The sequence below is a fragment of the Zemynaea arenosa genome (assembly GCF_004614185.1).
GTDB classification, from domain to species: Bacteria; Pseudomonadota; Gammaproteobacteria; order Burkholderiales; family Burkholderiaceae_D; genus Telluria; species Telluria arenosa.
On record NZ_SPVF01000267.1, the window covers coordinates 1 to 19,156 of the forward strand.

General features: G+C 65.7%; 19 protein-coding genes. 7 read left to right on the forward strand and 12 right to left on the reverse strand.

All coding sequences use genetic code 11. The features are described 5' to 3' along the window. The 3 genes from E4L96_RS21875 to E4L96_RS21885 all read right to left on the reverse strand — a co-directional run. Nucleotides 1-587, reverse strand: a 587-nt coding sequence (locus E4L96_RS21875; RefSeq protein ID WP_135209342.1) for a hypothetical protein, incomplete at its 3' end; no start/stop codon positions are given. Nucleotides 588-710: 123 nt separating this feature from the next. After that, nucleotides 711-2,435: a DUF8614 domain-containing protein gene (locus E4L96_RS21880; protein WP_135209343.1), complete on the reverse strand. Its 1,725-nt coding sequence runs from the start codon at nucleotides 2,433-2,435 to the stop codon at nucleotides 711-713. Nucleotides 2,436-2,508: 73 nt separating this feature from the next. Then, the gene (locus E4L96_RS21885) at nucleotides 2,509-3,114 is read right to left on the reverse strand and encodes a short chain dehydrogenase (RefSeq protein WP_135209344.1); all 606 of its coding nucleotides are present in this window, start codon (nucleotides 3,112-3,114) and stop codon (nucleotides 2,509-2,511) included. A 106-nt stretch (nucleotides 3,115-3,220) separates the two neighbouring features. Here E4L96_RS21885 and E4L96_RS21890 point away from each other — a divergent pair, with 106 nt between their 5' ends. Beyond that, a complete protein-coding gene (locus E4L96_RS21890; protein ID WP_135209345.1) occupies nucleotides 3,221-4,102 on the forward strand; it encodes a LysR family transcriptional regulator in 882 nt (293 codons plus the stop codon). A gap of 97 nt (nucleotides 4,103-4,199) precedes the next feature. On the opposite strand, the gene E4L96_RS21895 is transcribed toward E4L96_RS21890, so the two are convergent. Genes E4L96_RS21895 through E4L96_RS21905 form a run of 3 tightly spaced genes read right to left on the reverse strand, consistent with a single transcriptional unit; the run spans nucleotide 4,200 to nucleotide 8,512 of the window. After that, a complete protein-coding gene (locus tag E4L96_RS21895) occupies nucleotides 4,200-5,657 on the reverse strand; it encodes an efflux transporter outer membrane subunit (protein ID WP_229414702.1) in 1,458 nt (485 codons plus the stop codon). Nucleotides 5,658-5,673: 16 nt separating this feature from the next. Further along, complete coding sequence (locus E4L96_RS21900; protein ID WP_135209346.1) at nucleotides 5,674-7,290, reverse strand: DHA2 family efflux MFS transporter permease subunit; 1,617 nt, start codon at nucleotides 7,288-7,290, stop codon at nucleotides 5,674-5,676. A 52-nt stretch (nucleotides 7,291-7,342) separates the two neighbouring features. Further along, the gene (locus E4L96_RS21905) at nucleotides 7,343-8,512 is read right to left on the reverse strand and encodes an HlyD family secretion protein (protein ID WP_135209347.1); all 1,170 of its coding nucleotides are present in this window, start codon (nucleotides 8,510-8,512) and stop codon (nucleotides 7,343-7,345) included. Nucleotides 8,513-8,695: 183 nt separating this feature from the next. On the opposite strand from E4L96_RS21905, the gene E4L96_RS21910 reads away from it, so the two are divergent. From E4L96_RS21910 to E4L96_RS21935, 6 genes are all read left to right on the forward strand, one after another. Then, the gene (locus tag E4L96_RS21910) at nucleotides 8,696-9,346 is read left to right on the forward strand and encodes a TetR/AcrR family transcriptional regulator (RefSeq protein ID WP_229414703.1); all 651 of its coding nucleotides are present in this window, start codon (nucleotides 8,696-8,698) and stop codon (nucleotides 9,344-9,346) included. Between the two features lie 77 nt (nucleotides 9,347-9,423). Beyond that, the gene (locus E4L96_RS21915) at nucleotides 9,424-9,609 is read left to right on the forward strand and encodes a hypothetical protein (RefSeq protein ID WP_135209349.1); all 186 of its coding nucleotides are present in this window, start codon (nucleotides 9,424-9,426) and stop codon (nucleotides 9,607-9,609) included. A 140-nt stretch (nucleotides 9,610-9,749) separates the two neighbouring features. Further along, nucleotides 9,750-10,604: a phytanoyl-CoA dioxygenase family protein gene (locus tag E4L96_RS21920; RefSeq protein WP_135209350.1), complete on the forward strand. Its 855-nt coding sequence runs from the start codon at nucleotides 9,750-9,752 to the stop codon at nucleotides 10,602-10,604. A gap of 15 nt (nucleotides 10,605-10,619) precedes the next feature. Next, nucleotides 10,620-11,810, forward strand: a complete 1,191-nt coding sequence (locus E4L96_RS21925) for a GGDEF domain-containing protein (protein ID WP_135209351.1) — start codon at nucleotides 10,620-10,622, stop codon at nucleotides 11,808-11,810. Between the two features lie 103 nt (nucleotides 11,811-11,913). Next, a complete protein-coding gene (locus tag E4L96_RS21930; RefSeq protein ID WP_135209352.1) occupies nucleotides 11,914-13,086 on the forward strand; it encodes a GGDEF domain-containing protein in 1,173 nt (390 codons plus the stop codon). A 48-nt stretch (nucleotides 13,087-13,134) separates the two neighbouring features. Next, nucleotides 13,135-13,542: an OsmC family protein gene (locus E4L96_RS21935; protein ID WP_135209353.1), complete on the forward strand. Its 408-nt coding sequence runs from the start codon at nucleotides 13,135-13,137 to the stop codon at nucleotides 13,540-13,542. 37 nt (nucleotides 13,543-13,579) lie between these two features. Here the strand turns inward: E4L96_RS21935 and E4L96_RS21940 are convergent, their stop codons facing one another. The 6 genes from E4L96_RS21940 to E4L96_RS21965 form a co-directional block, all read right to left on the reverse strand. Then, nucleotides 13,580-14,173, reverse strand: coding sequence for a PEP-CTERM sorting domain-containing protein (locus E4L96_RS21940; RefSeq protein ID WP_135209354.1), 594 nt, complete (start codon nucleotides 14,171-14,173; stop codon nucleotides 13,580-13,582). Between the two features lie 197 nt (nucleotides 14,174-14,370). Next, a complete protein-coding gene (locus E4L96_RS21945) occupies nucleotides 14,371-15,072 on the reverse strand; it encodes a GNAT family N-acetyltransferase (RefSeq protein ID WP_229414705.1) in 702 nt (233 codons plus the stop codon). 19 nt (nucleotides 15,073-15,091) lie between these two features. After that, nucleotides 15,092-15,541 carry a hypothetical protein gene (locus E4L96_RS21950; RefSeq protein WP_135209356.1) on the reverse strand — a complete coding sequence of 150 codons (450 nt, stop codon included), beginning with the start codon at nucleotides 15,539-15,541 and terminating at the stop codon, nucleotides 15,092-15,094. A gap of 2 nt (nucleotides 15,542-15,543) precedes the next feature. Continuing rightward, nucleotides 15,544-16,317 carry an exodeoxyribonuclease III gene (gene xth, locus E4L96_RS21955; protein ID WP_135209357.1) on the reverse strand — a complete coding sequence of 258 codons (774 nt, stop codon included), beginning with the start codon at nucleotides 16,315-16,317 and terminating at the stop codon, nucleotides 15,544-15,546. 94 nt (nucleotides 16,318-16,411) lie between these two features. Continuing rightward, nucleotides 16,412-18,190, reverse strand: a complete 1,779-nt coding sequence (gene lpdA / locus E4L96_RS21960; RefSeq protein WP_135209358.1) for a dihydrolipoyl dehydrogenase — start codon at nucleotides 18,188-18,190, stop codon at nucleotides 16,412-16,414. A gap of 14 nt (nucleotides 18,191-18,204) precedes the next feature. Beyond that, nucleotides 18,205-19,156 (reverse strand): 2-oxo acid dehydrogenase subunit E2 (locus E4L96_RS21965; protein WP_181017634.1); only part of this gene is annotated, 952 nt, incomplete at its 5' end.

Here is a 19,156-nt window from a genome sequence, read left to right on the forward strand (position 1 = left end):
CACACGCGGGTGTCGTGCGCGCCGCGCGGCACCGGCTGGTCCGCGCGCAGGGCCGCGATCCATTGGTGCACGCGGGCGTACTCGGCGGGATGGTGCTGCTGGGTCCACGCCAGCGCCACCAGGTCGGCGAAGCCTTCCTCGCGGCGCGTCTCGCGCTGCTGGCGTGCCATGGCCAGCAGCTCGGGCGTGCCGGTTTCGCTGCTGGTTTCGGTGAAGCCCGCCGGCAGCGTGTGCCACACGCCCTGCGCGTAGCGCCAGCAGTGGCCGATCTCGTGCGCGGCCATGGTCTCGATGAACAGGGCGTGCTCGGCCTCCGGCACGCCGTCCAGCGTGGTCTCGGCCTGCGGGTTCTCACGCAGGGTCAGCACCAGCTTGCAGCGGCCGTTGGCAAAGCCCATGGCCAGCGGCACGTCGTGCGCGCCGGGCGTGGGCTGGACGATGATGTCGAGCGGGAGATCGATCTGGCGTGCGTAGGACAGCACGGGGGACGCCGCCTGCAGCCACTTGGTTTCCATGGCGGTCAGGTCGGCCGCGGCCGCACTGGACAGTGCGACAACGGATGAGGCAAACATCAAAGACTTGAACATTTCCGGCACTCCTGCGGCCCATCATATCGTGCCTTACGGCAAGAAATGGTGGTCGGAGGAGGCCGGTTACAAAATAAATTTCCTGGTGTTATCAGGCTGTTTATTTCGTCCGCGCGGTGGCCGTTATTTCGTCAACGCGGCCGCGGTTGGAAACGAGGGGCGGATGTCATTCGGGATCGTTTTCATCTTGTCCAGCGCCTTCTGCACGTCCGGGCGGATGACCACGTACTGCTTCATCATGGCCTGCGCCCGCGCGTAGTCGCCAGTCGCCTCGATGGTCAGGAACTCGCGGTCCAGGTCGAGCACCGCCTGCTTGATCTTCTTGAAATCCACCGCGAAGGTGCCATCGCCGTGCGAGACGAAGCCGCCTTTGTCGAGCAGATAATTCATCTGGATCGCCATGCCGCGTGCGTGCGAATCGGTCAGGCCAAAGTGCAGGGTGCGGAAGGCCGAGGCGAGGAAGGTGTTGTACAGCTTGCGCTCGGCCTGCTCGCCCTGCCCCAGCGAGCCTTTCAGCTGGCCCGCATCCATCATGTGGCGCAGCGCGTACAGGCCGGTGATGTCGGCCTTGGCTTCCTCGATGGTCGAGTAGGTGTCCTTCAGGTCCTGGCGCGGGGTCGACTCCTTGCCGTTCTGCTTCGTGATGTGCGGGCCCAGGCCGTGGGTGATCTCGTGCGCGAGGATGTGGGTGAAGAAGGAGTTGAAGTCCACGTCCTTCTCGTCCGCCGCGCGCAGCACGATCTTCGAAATCGGCTTGAGGATGGTGTCGAACTTCGCTTCCTGTACGTTCTTCAGCATGATGCGCTTGGAGCCGCGCTGGCTGATCACCACTTCGTCGTTCGGCAGGTTGTAGGCGGCGGTCTGCACGCCCATGTTGCCGTCACCAGCACCGTAGACTTCGTTCACCACCACCATCGGGGCCAGCGCGCCGATCTTCGGGTTGCGGTACTGCGCGTCCAGCGGCAGGTTGTTCTCCAGCTCCTGCATGTGCTGGGCGAAGAAGTTCAGCTTGTCCGTCTCCTTCTGGTCGCGGATGTTGACGTAGGCTTCGAAAGCCGCCTTGTAGCCGAACAGCTCATCGTTGTAGGTCTCGTACGGGCCGATGGTCACGTCCACCAGCGAGTCCAGGTCCATCCAGGCGAAGTCGGACGGGCGGTAGTCGTTGGTGAGGAAGGCGTCGGCACGCAGGGTCAGGAATTTCTTGAGCGAGGCGTTCTCGGTGCTGGCCGCGGCATCCTTCAGCAGCTGCGCGAGCTTCTGCATCTCGGCCTTGTACTCGTCGCTGTACTTCACGACGGCGAACTTGCCATCCGCGCCCTTGCGGATGGTGGTGAAGAACCACTGCGCGCTTTCCTTCTGGTCCGCGGACAGGCCGTTCATCCAGCTCTCCAGCTCCTGCTTGGCGGCGCCTTCGGGATAGAAGTTGGCGGCTTCCGGCTTGGTGGCCGGGATCTTGATGCCGGCGACTTCGGGCGGGAGGAAGGATGCGTTGCCGTCGATGATGGACCACGGCCCTTTGTTCAGCCAGAAGTAGGTCGCGCGCTCCTTGCCCAGCGGGCTGGTGTCCTTTTGCAGGGCGGCGTACAGGGCTTCGTTGTGCGCCCAGCGCTGGCGCAGCTGGAGCGTGTCGACCACCTTCGCCGCTTCAATCAATTTGGCGATGGCTTTCTTGTCACCCGCCGACAGCTTCGAGGTATCGGCCTTCAGCTGCACCGGCGCGAAGCGCTTGATCATGTGCTGGAGTTCGGAGGCGGTGGCGGCGTGCGGTGCGGCGGCCGGCGCTTCCGCGGCGCTGGCCGCGACGGGCAGGATGGCGCCGAGGGCCAGCGCGATCAGGGTCTTCTTCATAGGTCTCCCATGTTCTTGGATGGGCGGGCCGACCGCGGCCCGCCGAAGCCGCACATTGTAGACCTATCGGAGCTCACACCACCCGGAACACCTGGCCGGTCTGCACGCCCTCCACGCTGCGCACATAGGCCTGGGCCACGCGCGCCGCGGGCACCGCTTCCCAGCCCGAGAAATACGGGCCGTATGCGGGGAGCGACTCCTGCAGGATGGACGGGCTGACCACGTTGAGGCGCAGGCCGCGCGGCAGCTCCACGGCGGCGCCGCGCACATAGCCCTCGACGGCGGCATTGGTCATGGTGGCGGCAGCGCCGTAACGGATCGGAGTGTCCGCCAGCACGCCGCTGGTCAGCGTGATCGAGCCGCCGTCGTTGAGGTACTGCGCGGCCACCTGGGCCACGTTGACCTGCCCCATCAACTTGCTGCGCAGGCCGATGGCGAACTGCTCGGGCGTGATCTCGGCGAGAGGGCCGAAGTGGATGTCGCCGGCGGCTGAGATGACGGCATCGATTTTGCCGATCTTGTCGAACAGCGCGCGCACCTGCTGGATATCCGCGATGTCCGCGTTCAGGGCCCCGCTGCCGCGGCCCACCGCGATGACCTCATGCTCGCGCTGCTGCAGGGCGGCGGCGACGGCTTTGCCGATGGTGCCAGTGGCGCCGATCAGGACGATCTTATTCATGTTGTTGTGCTCCGGTGAGTTGAATGAGTGGCCAGTATGGACCGGTTAGCAATCGCGAAAAAGCGCGTATGATTTAGCACATCCATAACTCCTGGTTAGTAATCACATGGACAAGCTGCGCAGCATGGAGGTCTTTGTGGCCGTGGTGGAGGACGGAAGCTTCGCCGCCGCCGCACGGCGTTTCGACATCTCGGCCGTCATGGTCGGCAAGCACGTGGAGCATCTCGAACGCCTGCTCGACGCGCGCCTGCTCACGCGCACCACGCGGCGCCAGAAGCTCACCGAGATCGGCGAGCAGTATCTGGAGCAGTGCCGTTCGATCCTGGCTCAGGTGGAGGAGGCGGAATCGGGCGCCCATGCGATGCGGGCGTGGCCGCGGGGCACCCTGCGCGTGTCGGCGGGCGTGCAGTTCGGGAGCGAGTACCTGGCGCCCGCGCTGGTCGACTACCTGGAGCAGCATCCGGACGTGTCGCTGGACCTGGACCTGAGCGACCGGATCGTCGACATCGTGGACGAAGGTTTCGACGCGGCCATCCGCATCGGCCCCCTGAATGATTCGGACCTGGTGGCGCGGCGGCTGCAGGACTACGGCTTGATGATCGCCGCGTCCCCCGCCTACCTGAAAAAGCACGGCAAACCGCAGCACCCGCGCGACCTGGTGCACCACCAGTGCCTGGATTTCACCCACTGGCACAAGAACATTCGCTGGCGCCTGCGCGGCATGGACGATCTGGAAATCCCCGCCTACCGCATGCGCTCCAACAGCGGCCGCGCCTTGAAGAATGCGGCCCTGGCGGGCTTCGGCATCATCATGCAGGCCGAGATGCTGCTACGGGAAGAAGTGAAGCGGCACGAGCTGGTACCGCTGCTGCAGGCCTGGCTGCCCGAGCCCCGCCCCATGCACATCGTCTACCCGCACGACCGCCGCGCCACCCCCAAGCTCACGACCTTCGTCAATTTCGTGCTCGCCCGCTTCGGAAAACTCTGACCCACAAACGTGACACAACTGCCGCACAGCACGCCGGGGTACGTCCCCAGCGTGCTGTGCGGCAGTTGTGGCGCGGCGATGGCTCAGCCGTACTGGCTTACTTGGCTTGGGCGATGGTGGCTTCGGCGGGGGCCTGCTTCCAGCCGCCGCCGAGGGAGCGGGCCACGGCCACCGCGGCCAGCAGGCGCTGGGTGCGGATCTGCACGGCGGCGCGGTCGGCCGCGAGCGCGCTGCGCTGGGCATCGGTGACGTCGAGGTAGGTCGACACGCCACGCTGCCAGCGTGCGTTGGCCACTTCCACCGCGCGCGCGGCGGCAGTCTGCGAATTGGCCTGCACCTCGCCCTGCGCCTGGCGCTCCTGCACATCCGACAGTGCATCTTCGACTTCACGTAGTGCGGTCAGAAGGCGCGTCTGGTGATTGGCCACCGCTTCGTCATAGCGCGCCTTGGCCAGTGCCAGGTTGGCGCGGTTGCGGCCACCGTCGAACACCGGCAGCGACAGCGCCAGGGGCCCGGCGGAGAACTGGCGCGAGCCCGCATTGTTCAGGTCCCGCAGCGACTCGGACGCGAAGCCGAAATTCCCGGTCAGCGACAGCGACGGATAGAACGCGCCTTCCGCCACGCCCACATTCGCATTGGCAGCGCGCAGCTGCTCCACGCTGGCTGCCAGGTCCGGCCGCTGCGCCAGGATCGACGCGGGCAGCCCGACCGGCACGGAGGGCGGCTGCGGCAGGTCCGCCTGCGGCGCGGCGGCCAGCAGCGGCTCCGACGGCGATGCGCCCACCAGCACCGCCAGCGCATGTTCCAGCGTGTTGCGCTGGCGTTGCACCTCGTGCAGGTCGGCCTCCGCATTCGAACGCTCGATGCGCGTGCGCGAGACGTCCAGCTCATTCGACAGCCCGCCGTTGAAGCGCGCCTCGATCAGCTCCTGCGATTCCTTGCGCGTGGCCAGCGCCTTCTGCAGGATCGCCATCTCGGCATCCAGCCCGCGCAGCTGCCAGTAGGTTTGCGCAACTTGCGCCGACAGCAGCAGGATCACGCCATCGCGGTCATCCTGCGCGGCCAGGGCCTGGGCGTCGGCCGATTCGATCACGCGGCGCACCCGGCCCCAGAGGTCCAGCTCCCACGAGAACGACGCGCCGACACTGTAGTTGTTACCTTCGATGGAGCGGTGCCCCAGCGCGAGGCCCTGTGAGGTGTTCGACGAGGTGCGCGAATTGCTCACGCCCGCGCTCACGCCGACCTGCGGCAGCGACCCGGCGCGCGTCACGCCCAATTGCGATTGCGCCTGCAGCAGGCGCTGGGCACTGGCCTTCACACCCGGGTTGTCGCGAATGGCGCGCTGCTCCAGCGTGTTGAGGGTGGCGTCGTTGAAGACGGTCCACCACTCGGCCGGCAGACGCGCCTGGTCGCTGCCGCCCGCGTGGCGGTAGGCCGCCGACGTCACGGCTTGCGGCTCCTTGAAGTTCGGGCCCACGGTGGTGCAGCCGGCCAGCGCCAGCGCGCCCGCGAGTACGGTCAGGAGAAGGGGTGAATTCTTCATCGTTCTCATCATGTTCTTTTCCTTGTATTCAGTGCGCCCCGCCCCCGGCGCTCGGGCCGGAGGGCGACTTGACCTTGTCCGCGAACCACATCACCGCGATGCAGCCCAGCAGGATGCAGCCGACGATGAAGAAGCCGTCGTTGTAGGCCATCACATACGATTCGCGCCGCACGATCATGTCCACCGCGGCGATGGCCTTGTTCCCGGCCGTGACGGGGTCGAAGCCCTTGCTCATGAACGACGCCGTCAGCGCATCGATGCGCTCCTGGGTGGTCCCACTCAGCATCGAGACCGATTCGCCCAGCATCGCCGAGTGGAAATGCTCGCGGTTGGTCAGCTGCGTCGCCAGCAGCGCGATGCCGATCGAGCCGCCCAGGTTACGCGTCATGTTGAAGAGGCTCGACGCCGACGGCATGTCCTTTGGCGCAATGCCCTGCATGGCGAAGTTCGACAAGGTCAGCATCACGAAGGGCTGGCCGATCGAGCGGATCACCTGGGTCCACAGCAGCTGGTCGTAGCCGGTGCTCGCATCCATGTGCGAATTCAGGATGCAGGACCAGCCAAACATGAACAGCCCAAAGCAGCACAGGATGCGGTTGTCGATCTTGGTCGACAGGCGCGCCGCGAAGGGCATCACGAACAGCTGCGGCAGGCCGGCCCACATGATCACTTCCCCGATCTGCATCGGCGAGTAGCCGGCAATCTGGCCCAGGAACAGCGGCAGCAGGAAGGACGAACCGTACAGGCCCATGCCGATCACCGCCGACAGCACGGTGGCCACCAGGAAGTTGCGCTGGCCGTACAGGCGCAGGTTCACAAACGGGTGTTCCTCCGCCACGCTGGTCACGACCCAGCCCAGGATGCCCAGCAGCGCCAGCGCCGCGAAGGTGCGGATGAAGTCCGATTCGAACCAGTCCTTCGAATTGCCCTCTTCCAGCATGATGGTGAGCGAGGCCAGGCCCACCGCCATGAAGGCGATGCCGATCCAGTCGGCGTGCAGCAGCTCCTTGAGGTTGACCTTGTCCTTGTCCAGCCCCCACATGATGCCCGCGATGAGCAGCACGCCCGGCGCCCAGTTGATATAGAAGATCGACGGCCAGCCATACAACTCGGACAGGTAGCCGCCCAGCGTCGGCCCCATCGACGGCGCCAGCGTGGCCGTCAGGCCGAAGATGGCAAGGCCGGTGGCGCGCTTGGCGGGCGGCAGCTTGGCCATCACCAGCGTCATCGCCATCGGAATCAGGGCGCCGCCGGTGAAGCCTTGCATCATGCGGAAGATGATCATCGACTGCAGGTTCCACGCAAACCCGCACAGCGTGGAAAACAGCAGGAACAAGGCCGTGGTGCCGACCATGTAGAAGCGCATCCCGAAGGTGCGCACGAACAGCGCGGTCAGCGGGATCACGACGATCTCCGCGCACAGATAGGCGGTGGAGATCCACGAGCCCTCTTCCTGCGTGGCCGAGAGCGTGCCGAGGATGTCGCGCAGCGAGGCGTTGGTGATCTGGATGTCCAGCACCGCCATGAAGGCGCCGAGCATGCCGGCGGCCACGGCGATCCAGGTGCGCGCATCCACCTTGGCCGGGATCGCGGGCATGGCGGGGGCCGCGCCGGCGCCCGGCATACGAGTCACAGTGCTGGTCATGCCAGGCTCCTGAAACGGTTTATACGATTTATAGAATGAAGGTGCAGTGCGCTCAGCGGGCCGCGACCTGCTTGGCCTGCGGCTGCGGATCCTTCTGGTGGATCGCAATCTCTACCACCGCCGACATGCCCGGTACCAGCCTTCCCTGCAGGGCCTTGATGTCTTCCGGCTTGAGGGTGATCTTGACCGGCACGCGCTGGACGATCTTGGTGAAGTTACCGGTGGCGTTGTCCGCCGGGAGCAGCGCGAACTGCGCGCCGGAGGCCGGCGAGAAGCTGTCCACGCGGCCGGTCAGCTCATGCTTGGGCAGCGCGTCGATATCGACCTTCACTTCCTGCCCCGGCTTCAGGCCCGCGAGCTGGGTCTCCTTGAAGTTGGCGGTGACCCACACGTTGTCCTCGACCACGGCGGCCAGCTGCTGGCCCGGCTGCACGCGCGCCCCCACTTCCACCGCGCGCTTGCCGATGCGGCCACTGACCGGTGCCAGGATCTTGTTGTAGCCCAGCTGCTGCTGCGCGTCCTTCAACTGCGCCTGCAGCACCTTGATCTGCGAACGCAGCACGTCGCGCGCGGCGCTGGCGGCACCGACTTGTGCCTGGGCCGCGGCCACCGCGTCCTTGCGGGCGGTGACATCGGCGGTGGCACCGGCGCGGGCCGCGGTGGCGGCATCCAGCTCGGCCTTCGACACGGCTTTCATTTGCGTGTTATACAGTTGATGGTAACGCTCGGCGTCCTGCGAAGCCCGCACCAGGTTGGCCTGCGCCTGTGCGACCTGGGCCTGGGCGGCGCTGGCCTGCGCGTGGGTCTGCGCGATCTGCGCTTCCGACTGGCGCACCTGCTGCTCGGCGCTGGCGATCTGCGCTTCGATCTGCTCAACCTTCACGCGCTGGTCGGCCGGATCCAGTTCGGCGATCGGGTCGCCTTCCTTGACCACCTGGTTGTCCTCGACCAGCACACGGGTCACGACACCCGCGATGCGCGAGGAGACCGGGTGCACGTGGCCGGTGACGTAAGCGTTTTCCGTTTCAACATAGTTGGCCGCGCGGTACCACATGCGCCCGCCCACGCCGATCGCGGCCAGGGCGATGATGCCGGCGATGAACAGCACGCGCTTGTTGGGCGGGGTCTTGCCCGCCGGAGCGGCGGGAGCCGCTTGAGGTGCACCGGGAGGAACGGCGGAGATGGTCTTTGCTTCCGCTTGTTGTTGTTGTGGGTTCGACATGGCTGCGACTCCGAAACGGGTTTGGGGTGAGGTGCATTATTGACTGAGAGGTCAGCAAAGTCAAGAAATGAAACGGTTGCATTTCATTTTTTTTGCGACTAGACTGCGGGCATGGACAAGTCTCGCGCAGCACCTAATCAAATCAACAACTTACCGGAACAAGACGCGCCAGACGCGTCGTTTGTGACGGACGCCGCCTGCTGCGCCAAGAGCCCGGGCCGCCCCAAGGCCGCCGATCTGGAGGCCCGCCTTACCCACCTGGTTCACACGGCCGGCTATCTGTTCCTGCAGAAGGGTTACAGCAAGGTCAGCCTGGAAACCATCGCCCGCGAGGCGCATGTGGCGGTCCGGACCATCTATGTCAAGTTCGGCGGCAAGCCGCAGCTGCTCAAGGCCGTGCTCGCACACAAGCGCGCCAGCTTTTTCCCGGACATGGGGGCCATGGAACGCGACACCCGCCCCTTCCGCGAGGTCATCGATGAATTCGCCCAGCGCATGTGGAAACTGGTGCGCTCGCCGGGCGCGCTGGCCATGCACCGGATGGTGGCAGCCGAGGCGCGCTTCAACCCGGAGCTGGCGGAGACCTTCTACCAGAACGGCCCCGGCCTGACCCGCGCCATGCTGGAGCAGTACTTCGCCCGGCCCGACATCCGCGCCCAGATGTACCCGGACACGCCGTTCGAACAGCTGCCGGCCCACTTGATCAACAGCGTCATTGGCGACTTCACCATGCACCTGCTGTTCGACGAACAAGGCGTGCCGGAGGACGAGCAGCGCCGCCAGCTGCAGCAGCGGGTTGAGCTCTTCTACCGCAGCGTGCTGCCGCCCGCCTGACCGCTGTGTGCGGAATCGCACTGAGCATACCGCTGGGTTTTGGCAATCTGGAATCTTTCAAGGGGGAGGATAACAAGATGAGCAAAGTGACCCGCTATGCCTGGCGCGACCAGCAAGCCATCCTGAATGAGCGCATGAAAGGTTTCCTGCAAAATCCCGGGCACGAACAGCTCGAAGCAGTGATCACCGAAATGCGCGCTTACGCCGACGCGGCGAAAAGTGGCGCCATCGAAATTCCGGAACGGTTCAACAGCTACAGCTGATATCGACCGTTCCGCGCGCAGTGTCACGACAGCGCAACTGACCGGGCCACATGCCCGGTTTTTTATTGGCCGCAAGCGTCCGCCGGTGCCGATGCCGGATCGCTAGAATTTCCCTTCGACGTCTCGCAGGAGTTGGGAACATGGAGCAGGCACTCACTATCCGCACCGATTACGACATCGGCCAGATCATGGGCGGCATCTACGGCGACGGCTTCATCGCGCTCAAGGGCGCGTTTTCGCGCGCATGGGTGCAGCAGCTGCGCGAGGACGTGGACCGGCTGTTCGAGGCCGCGCTCAAGGTGGAAGGCGGCGCCCTGCCCCGCGGGCCGCAGCGCTACTACGTCGAGATCCACCCCGAGCGCATCCGCGGCTGGGTCGACCTGATCACGCATCCATGGGTGACCGCCGTGTGCGAGGCCGTGCTCGGCCCGGACTACAAATTCATTGAAGCCGGTTTCGACGTGCCCCTGCCCGGCGCCATGCACCAGCCCTGGCACCGCGACTTCTTCTCGCCGCCGGAAACAGTCACCGGCCGCCATCTGAATTCGCTGGCCTTCAACATCACCACCATCGACATCACCGACGAGATGGGCCCGTTCGAGATCGCGCCCGGCACCCAGTGGGACACCTGGGACGGCGACCCGATGTTCCCGCCCAAGGAGCTGCACGAGCGCTACGCCAGCCGCGCGCAGAAGAAGAAGGCGCAGATGGGCGATATCTCCGCCCGCTCCGCCCTCACCGTCCACCGCGGCACCGCCAACCGCTCGCAATTCGCGCGCCCCGTGTTCGTGCTGGGCGCCGACGCGCCGGGTGCCACCAACGCCATCAAGCACGACATGCAGTTCACACGCGCCTACTGGGAATCCTTGCCCGAACAGGCCCGCAAGCACCTGGGCGGGCGCGTCGTCGAATCGCTGGACCCGATCTACCAGGCCCACACCATCGAAGGCCTGCTGATGGGACAACCGGCAGACGACCTGTATCCGGGCGCCTGACCGGAGCGCACGCCGATGAAGCCCGCCCGCGCCGCCAGCGCCGGGCCGCAGTTCGCGCCGGCCATCGAACAGCGCTACCAGAACGACCTGGTGCCGGACAAGCTGGCGATCTTCGTCCGCACCAACATCGTCGCGGCCGGTCTGTTCGCGGCCTGGGGACTGTTCGATCCGTTCACGATGTCGCAGGGCGTCGCCGCGGCCTGGATGGTGCGGCTGGCCATGGTCGTGCTCAACCTGGGCTGCGCCTTGCTGGCCCTGCGCCAGCGCGCCCTGTTCGCGCGCCACTATACCGCCTGGGTGAGCGGCATCTACTTGTGCTGGGGCCTGGCCATGGAGGCCATCATTGCGCTCGCGGCGCCCGGCGACCTGGCCTGGACCGCGTATTACGCCGGCCTGATCCTGATGACGTTTGGCCTGTACTCGCGCACCTACCTGAACGCCGCCCCCGCGCTGGCCGTGGGCGGATTCTACGTGCTGACCTACTGGATCCTCACGCTGCAGGTAGGGCAGATCGGCACCCGGCAGGACCTGCTCGTCCTGCTGACCAACAGCTTCTTCCTGGTCAGCGCGAATGTGGTGGGCCTGCTGTCCCTGCACACGCGCGACCGGCTCGCCCGGCGCGCCTTCCTGCTCCAGCTGCAGCTGAAGGGCGACGTCGCGCAGGGCGCGCAGGCGGTCCGGGAACAGCAGCACGTCGCCCGGCACGATCCCCTCACCGGCCTGCTCAACCGCCACGGCTTCCAGCAGCGGCTGGACGAACTGCTGGCCAGTACCGCTGACGGCCGGGGGGTACTCGCGGTGATTTTCATCGACCTGGACGACTTCAAACCGGTCAACGACACCTACGGCCACGCGGCCGGTGACGCCGTGCTGCGCGCCGTCGCCAAGCGCATGCGCGCCGCCCTGCGTGCCACGGACGTGATGGCGCGGGCCGGAGGCGACGAATTCATCGCCGCGCTGGTGCTGGCGGAGCCACACGGACCTGCGCTGCGCAAGCTGTGCGCATCACTGGAGCACGGCGTGACGCAGCCACCGGTGTGGGAAGGGCAGGTACTGGCCGTCCAGGCCTCGCTTGGCAGCGCCACTTCCTCCGAGTTCGGCGCCGACGCCGCCGTGCTGGTCGCGCGGGCGGACGAACGCATGTATGCCCACAAGCGCCAGCACAAGGCCGCGCGGCGTGCCGATGAGGCCCAGCGGGGCCGTTGACGAAGCGGCACGTGTGTATCCGCGCTGCGACGGCGCCGCAATGAAAACGTGACGCGGTCAATCCTGTTGCGGTACTCTCGGGCGTCCCTCGGAGTGCTCCGCCATGCCATCCCCTTTCGTCGCCGCCATCGGTTCGTCCAGGCGCTTTGCCACTGCCGTCGAAAAGCAGTATCAGAATGACCTCGCCCGCGAGAAGGTGACAGTGTTTGTGCGCACCAATATCCTGTGCGCGATCCTGTACGCGTCCTTCGCGGTGCTGGACATCTTTGCCATGTCGGAGGGACTGCATGCCGCCTGGCTGATCCGCCTGGCCGTGGTCGTGCTCAACCTGGGTGCTGGCTGGTTCGTCGCCCGCCATGAATGCCTGTTCGTGCGCCACTACACGGCGGTCGTCGCGGGGCTGTACCTGATCTGGGGCCTGGGCATCGAGGCCATCATCGCGGTCGCGGTGCCGGGCGATCTCGCCTGGGCGGTCTATTACGCGGGCTTGATCCTCGTCTCGACCGCGCTCTACACCTGGACCTATCTGCGCCCCGCCGTGGCCATGGTCGTGGGCGGCCTGCTCGCCGCCACCTACTGGCTGCTCGCGCTGGGCGTGCAGAAGATGGGTGAGCGCCACGAGCTGGCCGTCCTCCTGGCCAACAGCTACTTCCTGGTGGGCGCCAACGTGGTCGGCCTGTTTTCGCTGTTCACGCGCGAACGCTTCGCGCGCCAGGCCTTCCTGCTCAAGGAGACGCTGCGGCGCGATATCGAAAAGGGCGAACAGGCGATTCGCGAAAAGGAGCACGTGGCGGAGCACGATCCGCTCACCGGGCTGCTGAACCGCGCCGGTTTCCAGCGCCGCCTGGATGACTTGCTGCATTCCAGTGCCGCGACCTCCGGGGTTCTCGGCCTGATCTTCATCGATCTGGACGGCTTCAAACCGATCAACGACATTCACGGTCACGCTGCGGGCGATGCGGTGCTGGGCGCGGTGGCCCAGCGCATCCGCGGCACCCTGCGCGCGACCGACGTGGTGGGACGGCTGGGCGGGGATGAATTCGTGGTCGCCCTCACGCTGGCCGCGCCGCACGAAAAGGTGCTGCACCGCGTGTGCGAGGCCCTGGCCGACACGGTGCGCCAGCCCGTGGCGTTCGATGGCCGGCTGCTCACCGTGCACGCGTCGCTGGGCACGGCGACGTCCGACGAAAGCGGCTTCGATGGCGCGGCGCTGCTGCACGCCGCAGACCAGCGCATGTATGAGCACAAGCGCCGCCGAAAGGCGCGCGCGGCCTGACCTGCCGCTGGGCGTACACTTGCCGCACCAACTTCTCTGGAGGGGTCCATGAAGATCGCGGCGGTGGTGAAGAACTCACAGGGCGGGCATTCAGTGGAAGTGCGGACCGACGCGGCCCAGCGCTCGCTCGACATTCCGGCCAAAGCTGCGGGCGGCGGGTCGGCCGTCAATGGCGGCGAATTCCTGATGCTGGCCCTGGCCACGTGCTTCTGCAATGACCTGTACCGCGAGGCCGCCCAGCGCGGCATCGTGCTGGAGGGCGTCGAGGTGACCGCCAGCGCCGACTTCCCGGCCGCCGGCCTGGCCGCTGAAAACATCCGCTACAGCGCCACCGTGCGCTCCAGCGCCAGCGAGGACGACCTGGCCCGGCTCATCGCGGAGACGGACAAAGTAGCCGAGGTCCACAACACCTTGCGCGCTGGCGTCCCGGTGCAGCTGATGGGACATCTGGAATAAGAAAACCGCCCGGCCGGGCGGTTTCTTCAATGCGAACTTATTTGCGGCGACGCAGGCGGGAGAGCGCTGCCACGCCGAGACCCACGAGAGCCAGCGAGCCCGGTTCCGGCACATCGCTGCGCTGCTCGTTGACGACGATGTTATCGAAGATCGCCCGATTGCCGCCACCAAGGGCCTTGAACTCGACGGCGGTCAGGTGATCCCAGCCGGCGCCAAAGTTGTACGTAAAGATGCCGGTGGTCGAGTAATCGATCAGTGCCACCACGGACCCGGTGGCGGTCGTGCCGGTGACTTCGAAGCCGGTGGGGCTGGAGTTACCGGCCGTGTAGCCGTTGCCGTAATCAAAGGAATTCAGCGAAAACTGCTCGCCGGCCTTGGTCATGGAGACGCCGGAGAAGCTAGTCACGTTCGTCCAGGTCAGCAGGTGAGGAGTGCCGTTGCCGTTCCAGTAGGTCGGTGCGTCGGCCATGGTGGCCATGCCGTCCGAAATGGTCTGGAAGTGGAAACCGTTGGTCTCGTAGCTGGAAATCCAGAATGCGGTGCTCGCGGTATTGAAATTGATGACGTCCGCGTGCGCCGCGCCCACGGTGCTCAGCAACAGGGCTGCCAGAAGAGAATTGATCTTTTTCATTGTTCCCTTTGAGTGAAGTTAAGTAACCGCGGCTCAAAGAGCAATAGTCATGCCAATAGGAAAAATCATTCCGAATTCAATGACTTGCAGGAAATTGTTCTTTCCCAATGGACATGACTGTAAAGCTGGCCGACATTGTTCAGCTGCCACCACTGGGCGCGCAGGACACAGTGCAGCCGCTGCAAGCAATAGTGCCTTCATGAGGCCGTGGCGGCGCGCGGATCGGTGCGGCCGATCACGCGGACCACGGGTTCGCTGTGGTCCGTGAAGCCCATGCGCAGGTACAGGGTGTGCGCCGGCGCGTTGGCGCTCATGACGTGCAGGAAGGGCGTCTCGCCGCGCAGCAGCTGCTGGCGCATCAGCCGCTGCATGAGGGCGCGCGCGTAGCCGCGGCCCTGGTAATCGGGATGCGTGCACACGCCGCTGATTTCGCGGTAGCCCTTCACCACCGTGCGCTCGCCCGCCATGGCGACCAGCTGGCCGCCGTCGAAGTAGCCGTAGTAGTCACCCAGTTCGATGGTGCGCAGGCCGAACGGCCCCGGCCGCGTCAGCGCCGCCAGCGCGACAGCCTGCTCCGCATGCTCCAGGGACAGCTGCGTCGCGTCGTCGCCCGGACCATCCGGCGGCAGGTCGCCCGCGTACACCATGCGGTACATGGTGCTCTCGGCCTCGATCGCCCAGCCTGCGGGAGCGTGACCTGTCCACTGGTCGCAGTAAAAGTGCTCCCCCACGTCGCAGATGCGCTCCAGCTCCGCAAAGTCCGGCCGCTGTGGATCGCGGAAACCGAGGATGGGCGAGAACCCGCGCGCATAGCGGCGCACGTCCCCGCTGCCGGCAGCGAACACCGCGTGCGGCCCGGTCAAGGTGTTCCAGAAGATGTTATCGAGCAGGTGCGCCACGATGCAGAGGTCAGCGCGATCAGACGTAGTCGTGCCGTACGATGACGTCCGCCGCGCGCTCCGAGTTCACCGCCACGAAGCCCGGATGCGAACGCACTTCCGCCTCCGTTTCCTGCAGCGACTCACCCTGGTCGAACCAGCGGTTGCCTTCCCCGAGGTTCTCATACTGCGGCGTCGACGGAAAGCGGAAGGTCAGCGATAGCTGGCTGATGGCGTCATCCTCCGGCACCCCCGCCTCCACGAACTGGCGCGTGAGCTCGACGAGGAAGTGCGGCCCGTCGCCCCAGTCGAACGTGCCCCACTGGTACATCAGCACATCGCCATCATCGGCCTCGACGCCCTCTGCCGCCACGTCGCGCTTGAAGGCGATCATCTGCTCGAAGCCCTCGCGCACCGTGCAGTGCAGGATGTCCACGCCATGGTCCATGGCGAAGGCGATGAAGGCGGCTTCGGAATCGGCAGGCTTCATGGTCACAGGTCCAGTTCAATCCAGGTCGGCGCGTGGTCGCTCGGCTTCTCCTTTGCGCGGATGTCGCGGTCCACGCCGCCGGCCTTCAGCTTGGGCGCCAGCGCGGGGCTGAGCAGCAGGTGGTCGATGCGGATGCCCGCATCGCGCCCGAACGCATTGCGGAAGTAGTCCCAGAACGTGTAGATCTTCTCGTTCGGGTACAGAGTGCGGATCGAATCGGTCCAGCCCTGCGCCATCAGGCGGTGGAAGCATTCGCGCGACTCCGGGCGGAACAGCGCGTCGTCCAGCCAGCGCTCCGGCTTGTACACGTCGATATCGGTCGGCATCACGTTGAAGTCGCCGAGGATGACCACTTTGCTGTCTTCCTTGAGCAGCGATTCGGCGCGCTTGATCAGGCGCTCGAACCAAGCCAGCTTGTAATCGAACTTGGGGCCGGGTGCCGGATTGCCGTTGGGGAGATACAGGCCGCAGATATGCAGGCCATGCACCATCGCCTCGATGTAGCGCGACTGCTCATCCGTCTCGTCGCCCGGCAGCCCGCGCTGCAGTTCGACCGGCTTCTCGCCTTTGGCCAGGATGGCGACGCCGTTCCAGCTCTTCTGGCCATGCCAGATGCACTGGTAACCCGCGGCGTTGATCGCCATCTCGGGGAATTTCTCATGCGGCGTTTTCAGTTCCTGCAGCGCGACGATGTCAGGCTGCTTCTCCTCCAGATATTCGAGGAGGGCGGTCAGACGGGCGTTCATCCCGTTGATGTTGTAGGTGGCGATTTTCATAAGACGAAACCTTATCACAGGCGGCGCCGTACCGCAGGGACGAAAAAAAGCCGGCCACGATGCACATGGCCGGCTTTTGTGACGCAGCGACTGCCTAGCGCTTGCGCGGCGGCGGCAGGTCCGTACAGACGCCTTCGTACACCTCGGCCGCCATGCCGATCGATTCGCCCAGCGTCGGGTGCGGGTGGATGGTCTTGCCGATATCCACGCCATCCGCGCCCATCTCGATCGCCAGCGCGATCTCGCCGATCATGTCGCCCGCATGGGTGCCCACGATGCCGCCACCGACGATGCGGTGGGTCTCCGCGTCGAACACAAGCTTGGTGAAGCCCTCCTCGCGCCCATTGGCCACCGCGCGGCCGGATGCCGCCCATGGGAACACGCCCTTCTCCAGCTTGACGCCCTTGGCCTTCGCTTCGTCCTCGGTGATGCCGACCCAGGCCACTTCCGGATCGGTGTAGGCCACCGACGGAATGACCTTGGCGTCGAAGAAGGCCTTCTCGCCATGCGCCGCTTCTGCCGCGACGTGGGCTTCGTGCACCGCCTTGTGTGCCAGCATCGGCTGGCCGACGATGTCGCCGATCGCGAAGATGTGCGGCACGTTAGTGCGCATTTGGCCATCGACCGGGATGAAGCCACGCTCGTTGACGATCACGCCCGCCTTGTCCGCGGCGATCTTCTTGCCGTTCGGGCTGCGGCCCACGGCCACCAGCACCATGTCGTACAGCTGCGGCTCGGGTGCCGTGGCACCGGCTTCCGCGGCTTCGAAAGTAACCTTGATGCCTTCCGCCAGCGCTTCCACGCCCACGGTCTTGGTCTTGGTCATGACCTTGTCGAAGCGCTTCTCGTTGTACTTCTGCCAGACCTTGACCATGTCGCGGTCCGCGCCCTGCATCAGGCCATCCATCATCTCGACCACGTCGATGCGCGCGCCCAGGGTGGAGTACACGGTCGCCATCTCCAGGCCGATGATGCCGCCGCCGATGACCAGCATCTTCTTCGGAATCTGGCGCAGTTCCAGCGCGCCGGTCGAATCGACGATGCGCGGATCTTCCGGAATGAACGGCAGCTTCACCACGGCGGAACCGGCGGCGATGATGGCCTGCTTGAACTGCACCACCTTCTTGCCGCCATCGGCTGCGGTGACTTCGATGTGGTTGGGGCTCACGAACTGGCCGACGCCCTGCATCACATTGACTTTGCGCGCTTTCGCCATGCCGGCCAGGCCGCCGGTCATCTTGCTAATGACCTTGTCCTTGTAGGCGCGCAGCTCGTCGATGTTCACTTCCGGCTTGGCGAATTTCACGCCGTGCGAAGCCATGGTCGCGGTTTCGTCGATCACGGCAGCCACGTGCAGCAGCGCCTTGGACGGAATGCAGCCCACGTTCAGGCACACGCCGCCGAGAGTGGAATACTTCTCGATCAGCACCGTGTTCATGCCCAGGTCCGCCGAGCGGAAGGCAGCCGAGTAGCCGCCGGGCCCCGCGCCCAGGACCATCATGTCGCACTCGATGTCCACCTGGCCGCTGTACGAGGACGATGCCGGGGCCGGTGCGGACGGGGCGGCGGGAGCCACTGCAGGAGCCGATGCGGCCGCAGGCGCCGGAGCGGCGGCAGGAGCGGCACCAGCCGATGCACCCGCGCCTTCAACGACCAGCAGCAGCGAGCCTTCGCTCACTTTGTCGCCGACCTTGACCTTCACTTCCTTGACCACGCCCGCGTGGGTCGACGGAATCTCCATCGACGCCTTGTCCGACTCCACGGTGGCCAGCGATTGGTCCACCTTGATCGTGTCGCCCGGCTTGACCATCAGCTCGATGACTTCGACGTCCTTGAAATCGCCGATATTGGGGACTTTGACTTCAACGCTCATGTCGCATCTCCCTATCAGATCAGCACCTTGCGCAGGTCGGACAGCACCTCCGCGAGGTAGGCGGTGAAGCGCGCGGCCATGGCGCCGTCGATCACGCGGTGGTCGTACGACAGCGACAGCGGCAGCATGAGGCGCGGCTGGAACGTGGAACCGTCCCACACCGGCTTGGTCGCGGACTTGGACAGGCCGAGGATCGCCACTTCCGGCGCATTGATGATCGGCGTGAAGGCCGTGCCACCGATGCCGCCCAGCGACGAGATGGTGAAGGTCGCGCCCTGCATGTCGGCCGGTTTCAGCTTGCCCTCTCGCGCCTGCGCCGAGAGCTCGCCCATTTCGGTGGCGATCTGCGAGACGGTCTTCTGGTCCGCGTTCTTGATGACCGGGACCACCAGGCCGTTCGGCGTATCGGCCGCGAAGCCGATGTTGTAGTACTGCTTGAGGATCAGGTTCTCGCCCTTCTCGTCCAGCGACGAGTTGAACGCCGGGTACTTCTTCAGCGCGGCGACGGAGGCCTTGATCACGAAGGCCAGCATGGTCAGCTTGACCGTGGACTTGGCCTTGGCCAGCGAGGCGTTGGTATCGACGCGGAACTGTTCCAGGTCGGTCACGTCCGACTCGTCGAACTGCGTCACGTGCGGGATCATCACCCAGTTGCGGTGCAGGTTCGGGCCGGAGATCTTCTTGATGCGGGAGAGCGGCTGCACTTCGGTCGGGCCGAACTTGGAGAAGTCCAGCGACGGCCAGGCCAGCACGCTGAAGCCGGAGCCACCGCCCGCAGCCGCGCCGGATGCGCCGGCCGGTGCCGCGGTCGCGCCGCTCATCACGCCCTTGACGAAGTTGTGCACGTCCTGCTGGGTGATGCGGCCTTTCGGGCCGGTACCAGGTACCTTGCCGAGGTCCACGCCGAGTTCGCGCGCGAACTTGCGGATCGACGGCGAGGCGTGCGCCAGCTTGCCGGTGTTGACC

Bases quoted from the DNA above. Each gene is read 5' to 3' on its own strand.
- E4L96_RS21905 (WP_135209347.1), bottom strand. From the start codon at position 8,512: ATGTCGAACCCACAACAACAACAAGCGGAAGCAAAGACCATCTCCGCC.
- E4L96_RS21880 (WP_135209343.1), bottom strand. From the start codon at position 2,435: ATGAAGAAGACCCTGATCGCGCTGGCCCTCGGCGCCATCCTGCCCGTC.
- E4L96_RS21920 (WP_135209350.1), top strand. From the start codon at position 9,750: ATGGAGCAGGCACTCACTATCCGCACCGATTACGACATCGGCCAGATC.
- E4L96_RS21925 (WP_135209351.1), top strand. From the start codon at position 10,620: ATGAAGCCCGCCCGCGCCGCCAGCGCCGGGCCGCAGTTCGCGCCGGCC.
- E4L96_RS21930 (WP_135209352.1), top strand. From the start codon at position 11,914: ATGCCATCCCCTTTCGTCGCCGCCATCGGTTCGTCCAGGCGCTTTGCC.
- E4L96_RS21935 (WP_135209353.1), top strand. From the start codon at position 13,135: ATGAAGATCGCGGCGGTGGTGAAGAACTCACAGGGCGGGCATTCAGTG.
- lpdA (WP_135209358.1), bottom strand. From the start codon at position 18,190: ATGAGCGTTGAAGTCAAAGTCCCCAATATCGGCGATTTCAAGGACGTC.
- E4L96_RS21950 (WP_135209356.1), bottom strand. From the start codon at position 15,541: ATGAAGCCTGCCGATTCCGAAGCCGCCTTCATCGCCTTCGCCATGGAC.
- E4L96_RS21895 (WP_229414702.1), bottom strand. From the start codon at position 5,657: ATGATGAGAACGATGAAGAATTCACCCCTTCTCCTGACCGTACTCGCG.
- E4L96_RS21890 (WP_135209345.1), top strand. From the start codon at position 3,221: ATGGACAAGCTGCGCAGCATGGAGGTCTTTGTGGCCGTGGTGGAGGAC.
- E4L96_RS21940 (WP_135209354.1), bottom strand. From the start codon at position 14,173: ATGAAAAAGATCAATTCTCTTCTGGCAGCCCTGTTGCTGAGCACCGTG.
- E4L96_RS21900 (WP_135209346.1), bottom strand. From the start codon at position 7,290: ATGACCAGCACTGTGACTCGTATGCCGGGCGCCGGCGCGGCCCCCGCC.
- E4L96_RS21915 (WP_135209349.1), top strand. From the start codon at position 9,424: ATGAGCAAAGTGACCCGCTATGCCTGGCGCGACCAGCAAGCCATCCTG.
- xth (WP_135209357.1), bottom strand. From the start codon at position 16,317: ATGAAAATCGCCACCTACAACATCAACGGGATGAACGCCCGTCTGACC.
- E4L96_RS21885 (WP_135209344.1), bottom strand. From the start codon at position 3,114: ATGAATAAGATCGTCCTGATCGGCGCCACTGGCACCATCGGCAAAGCC.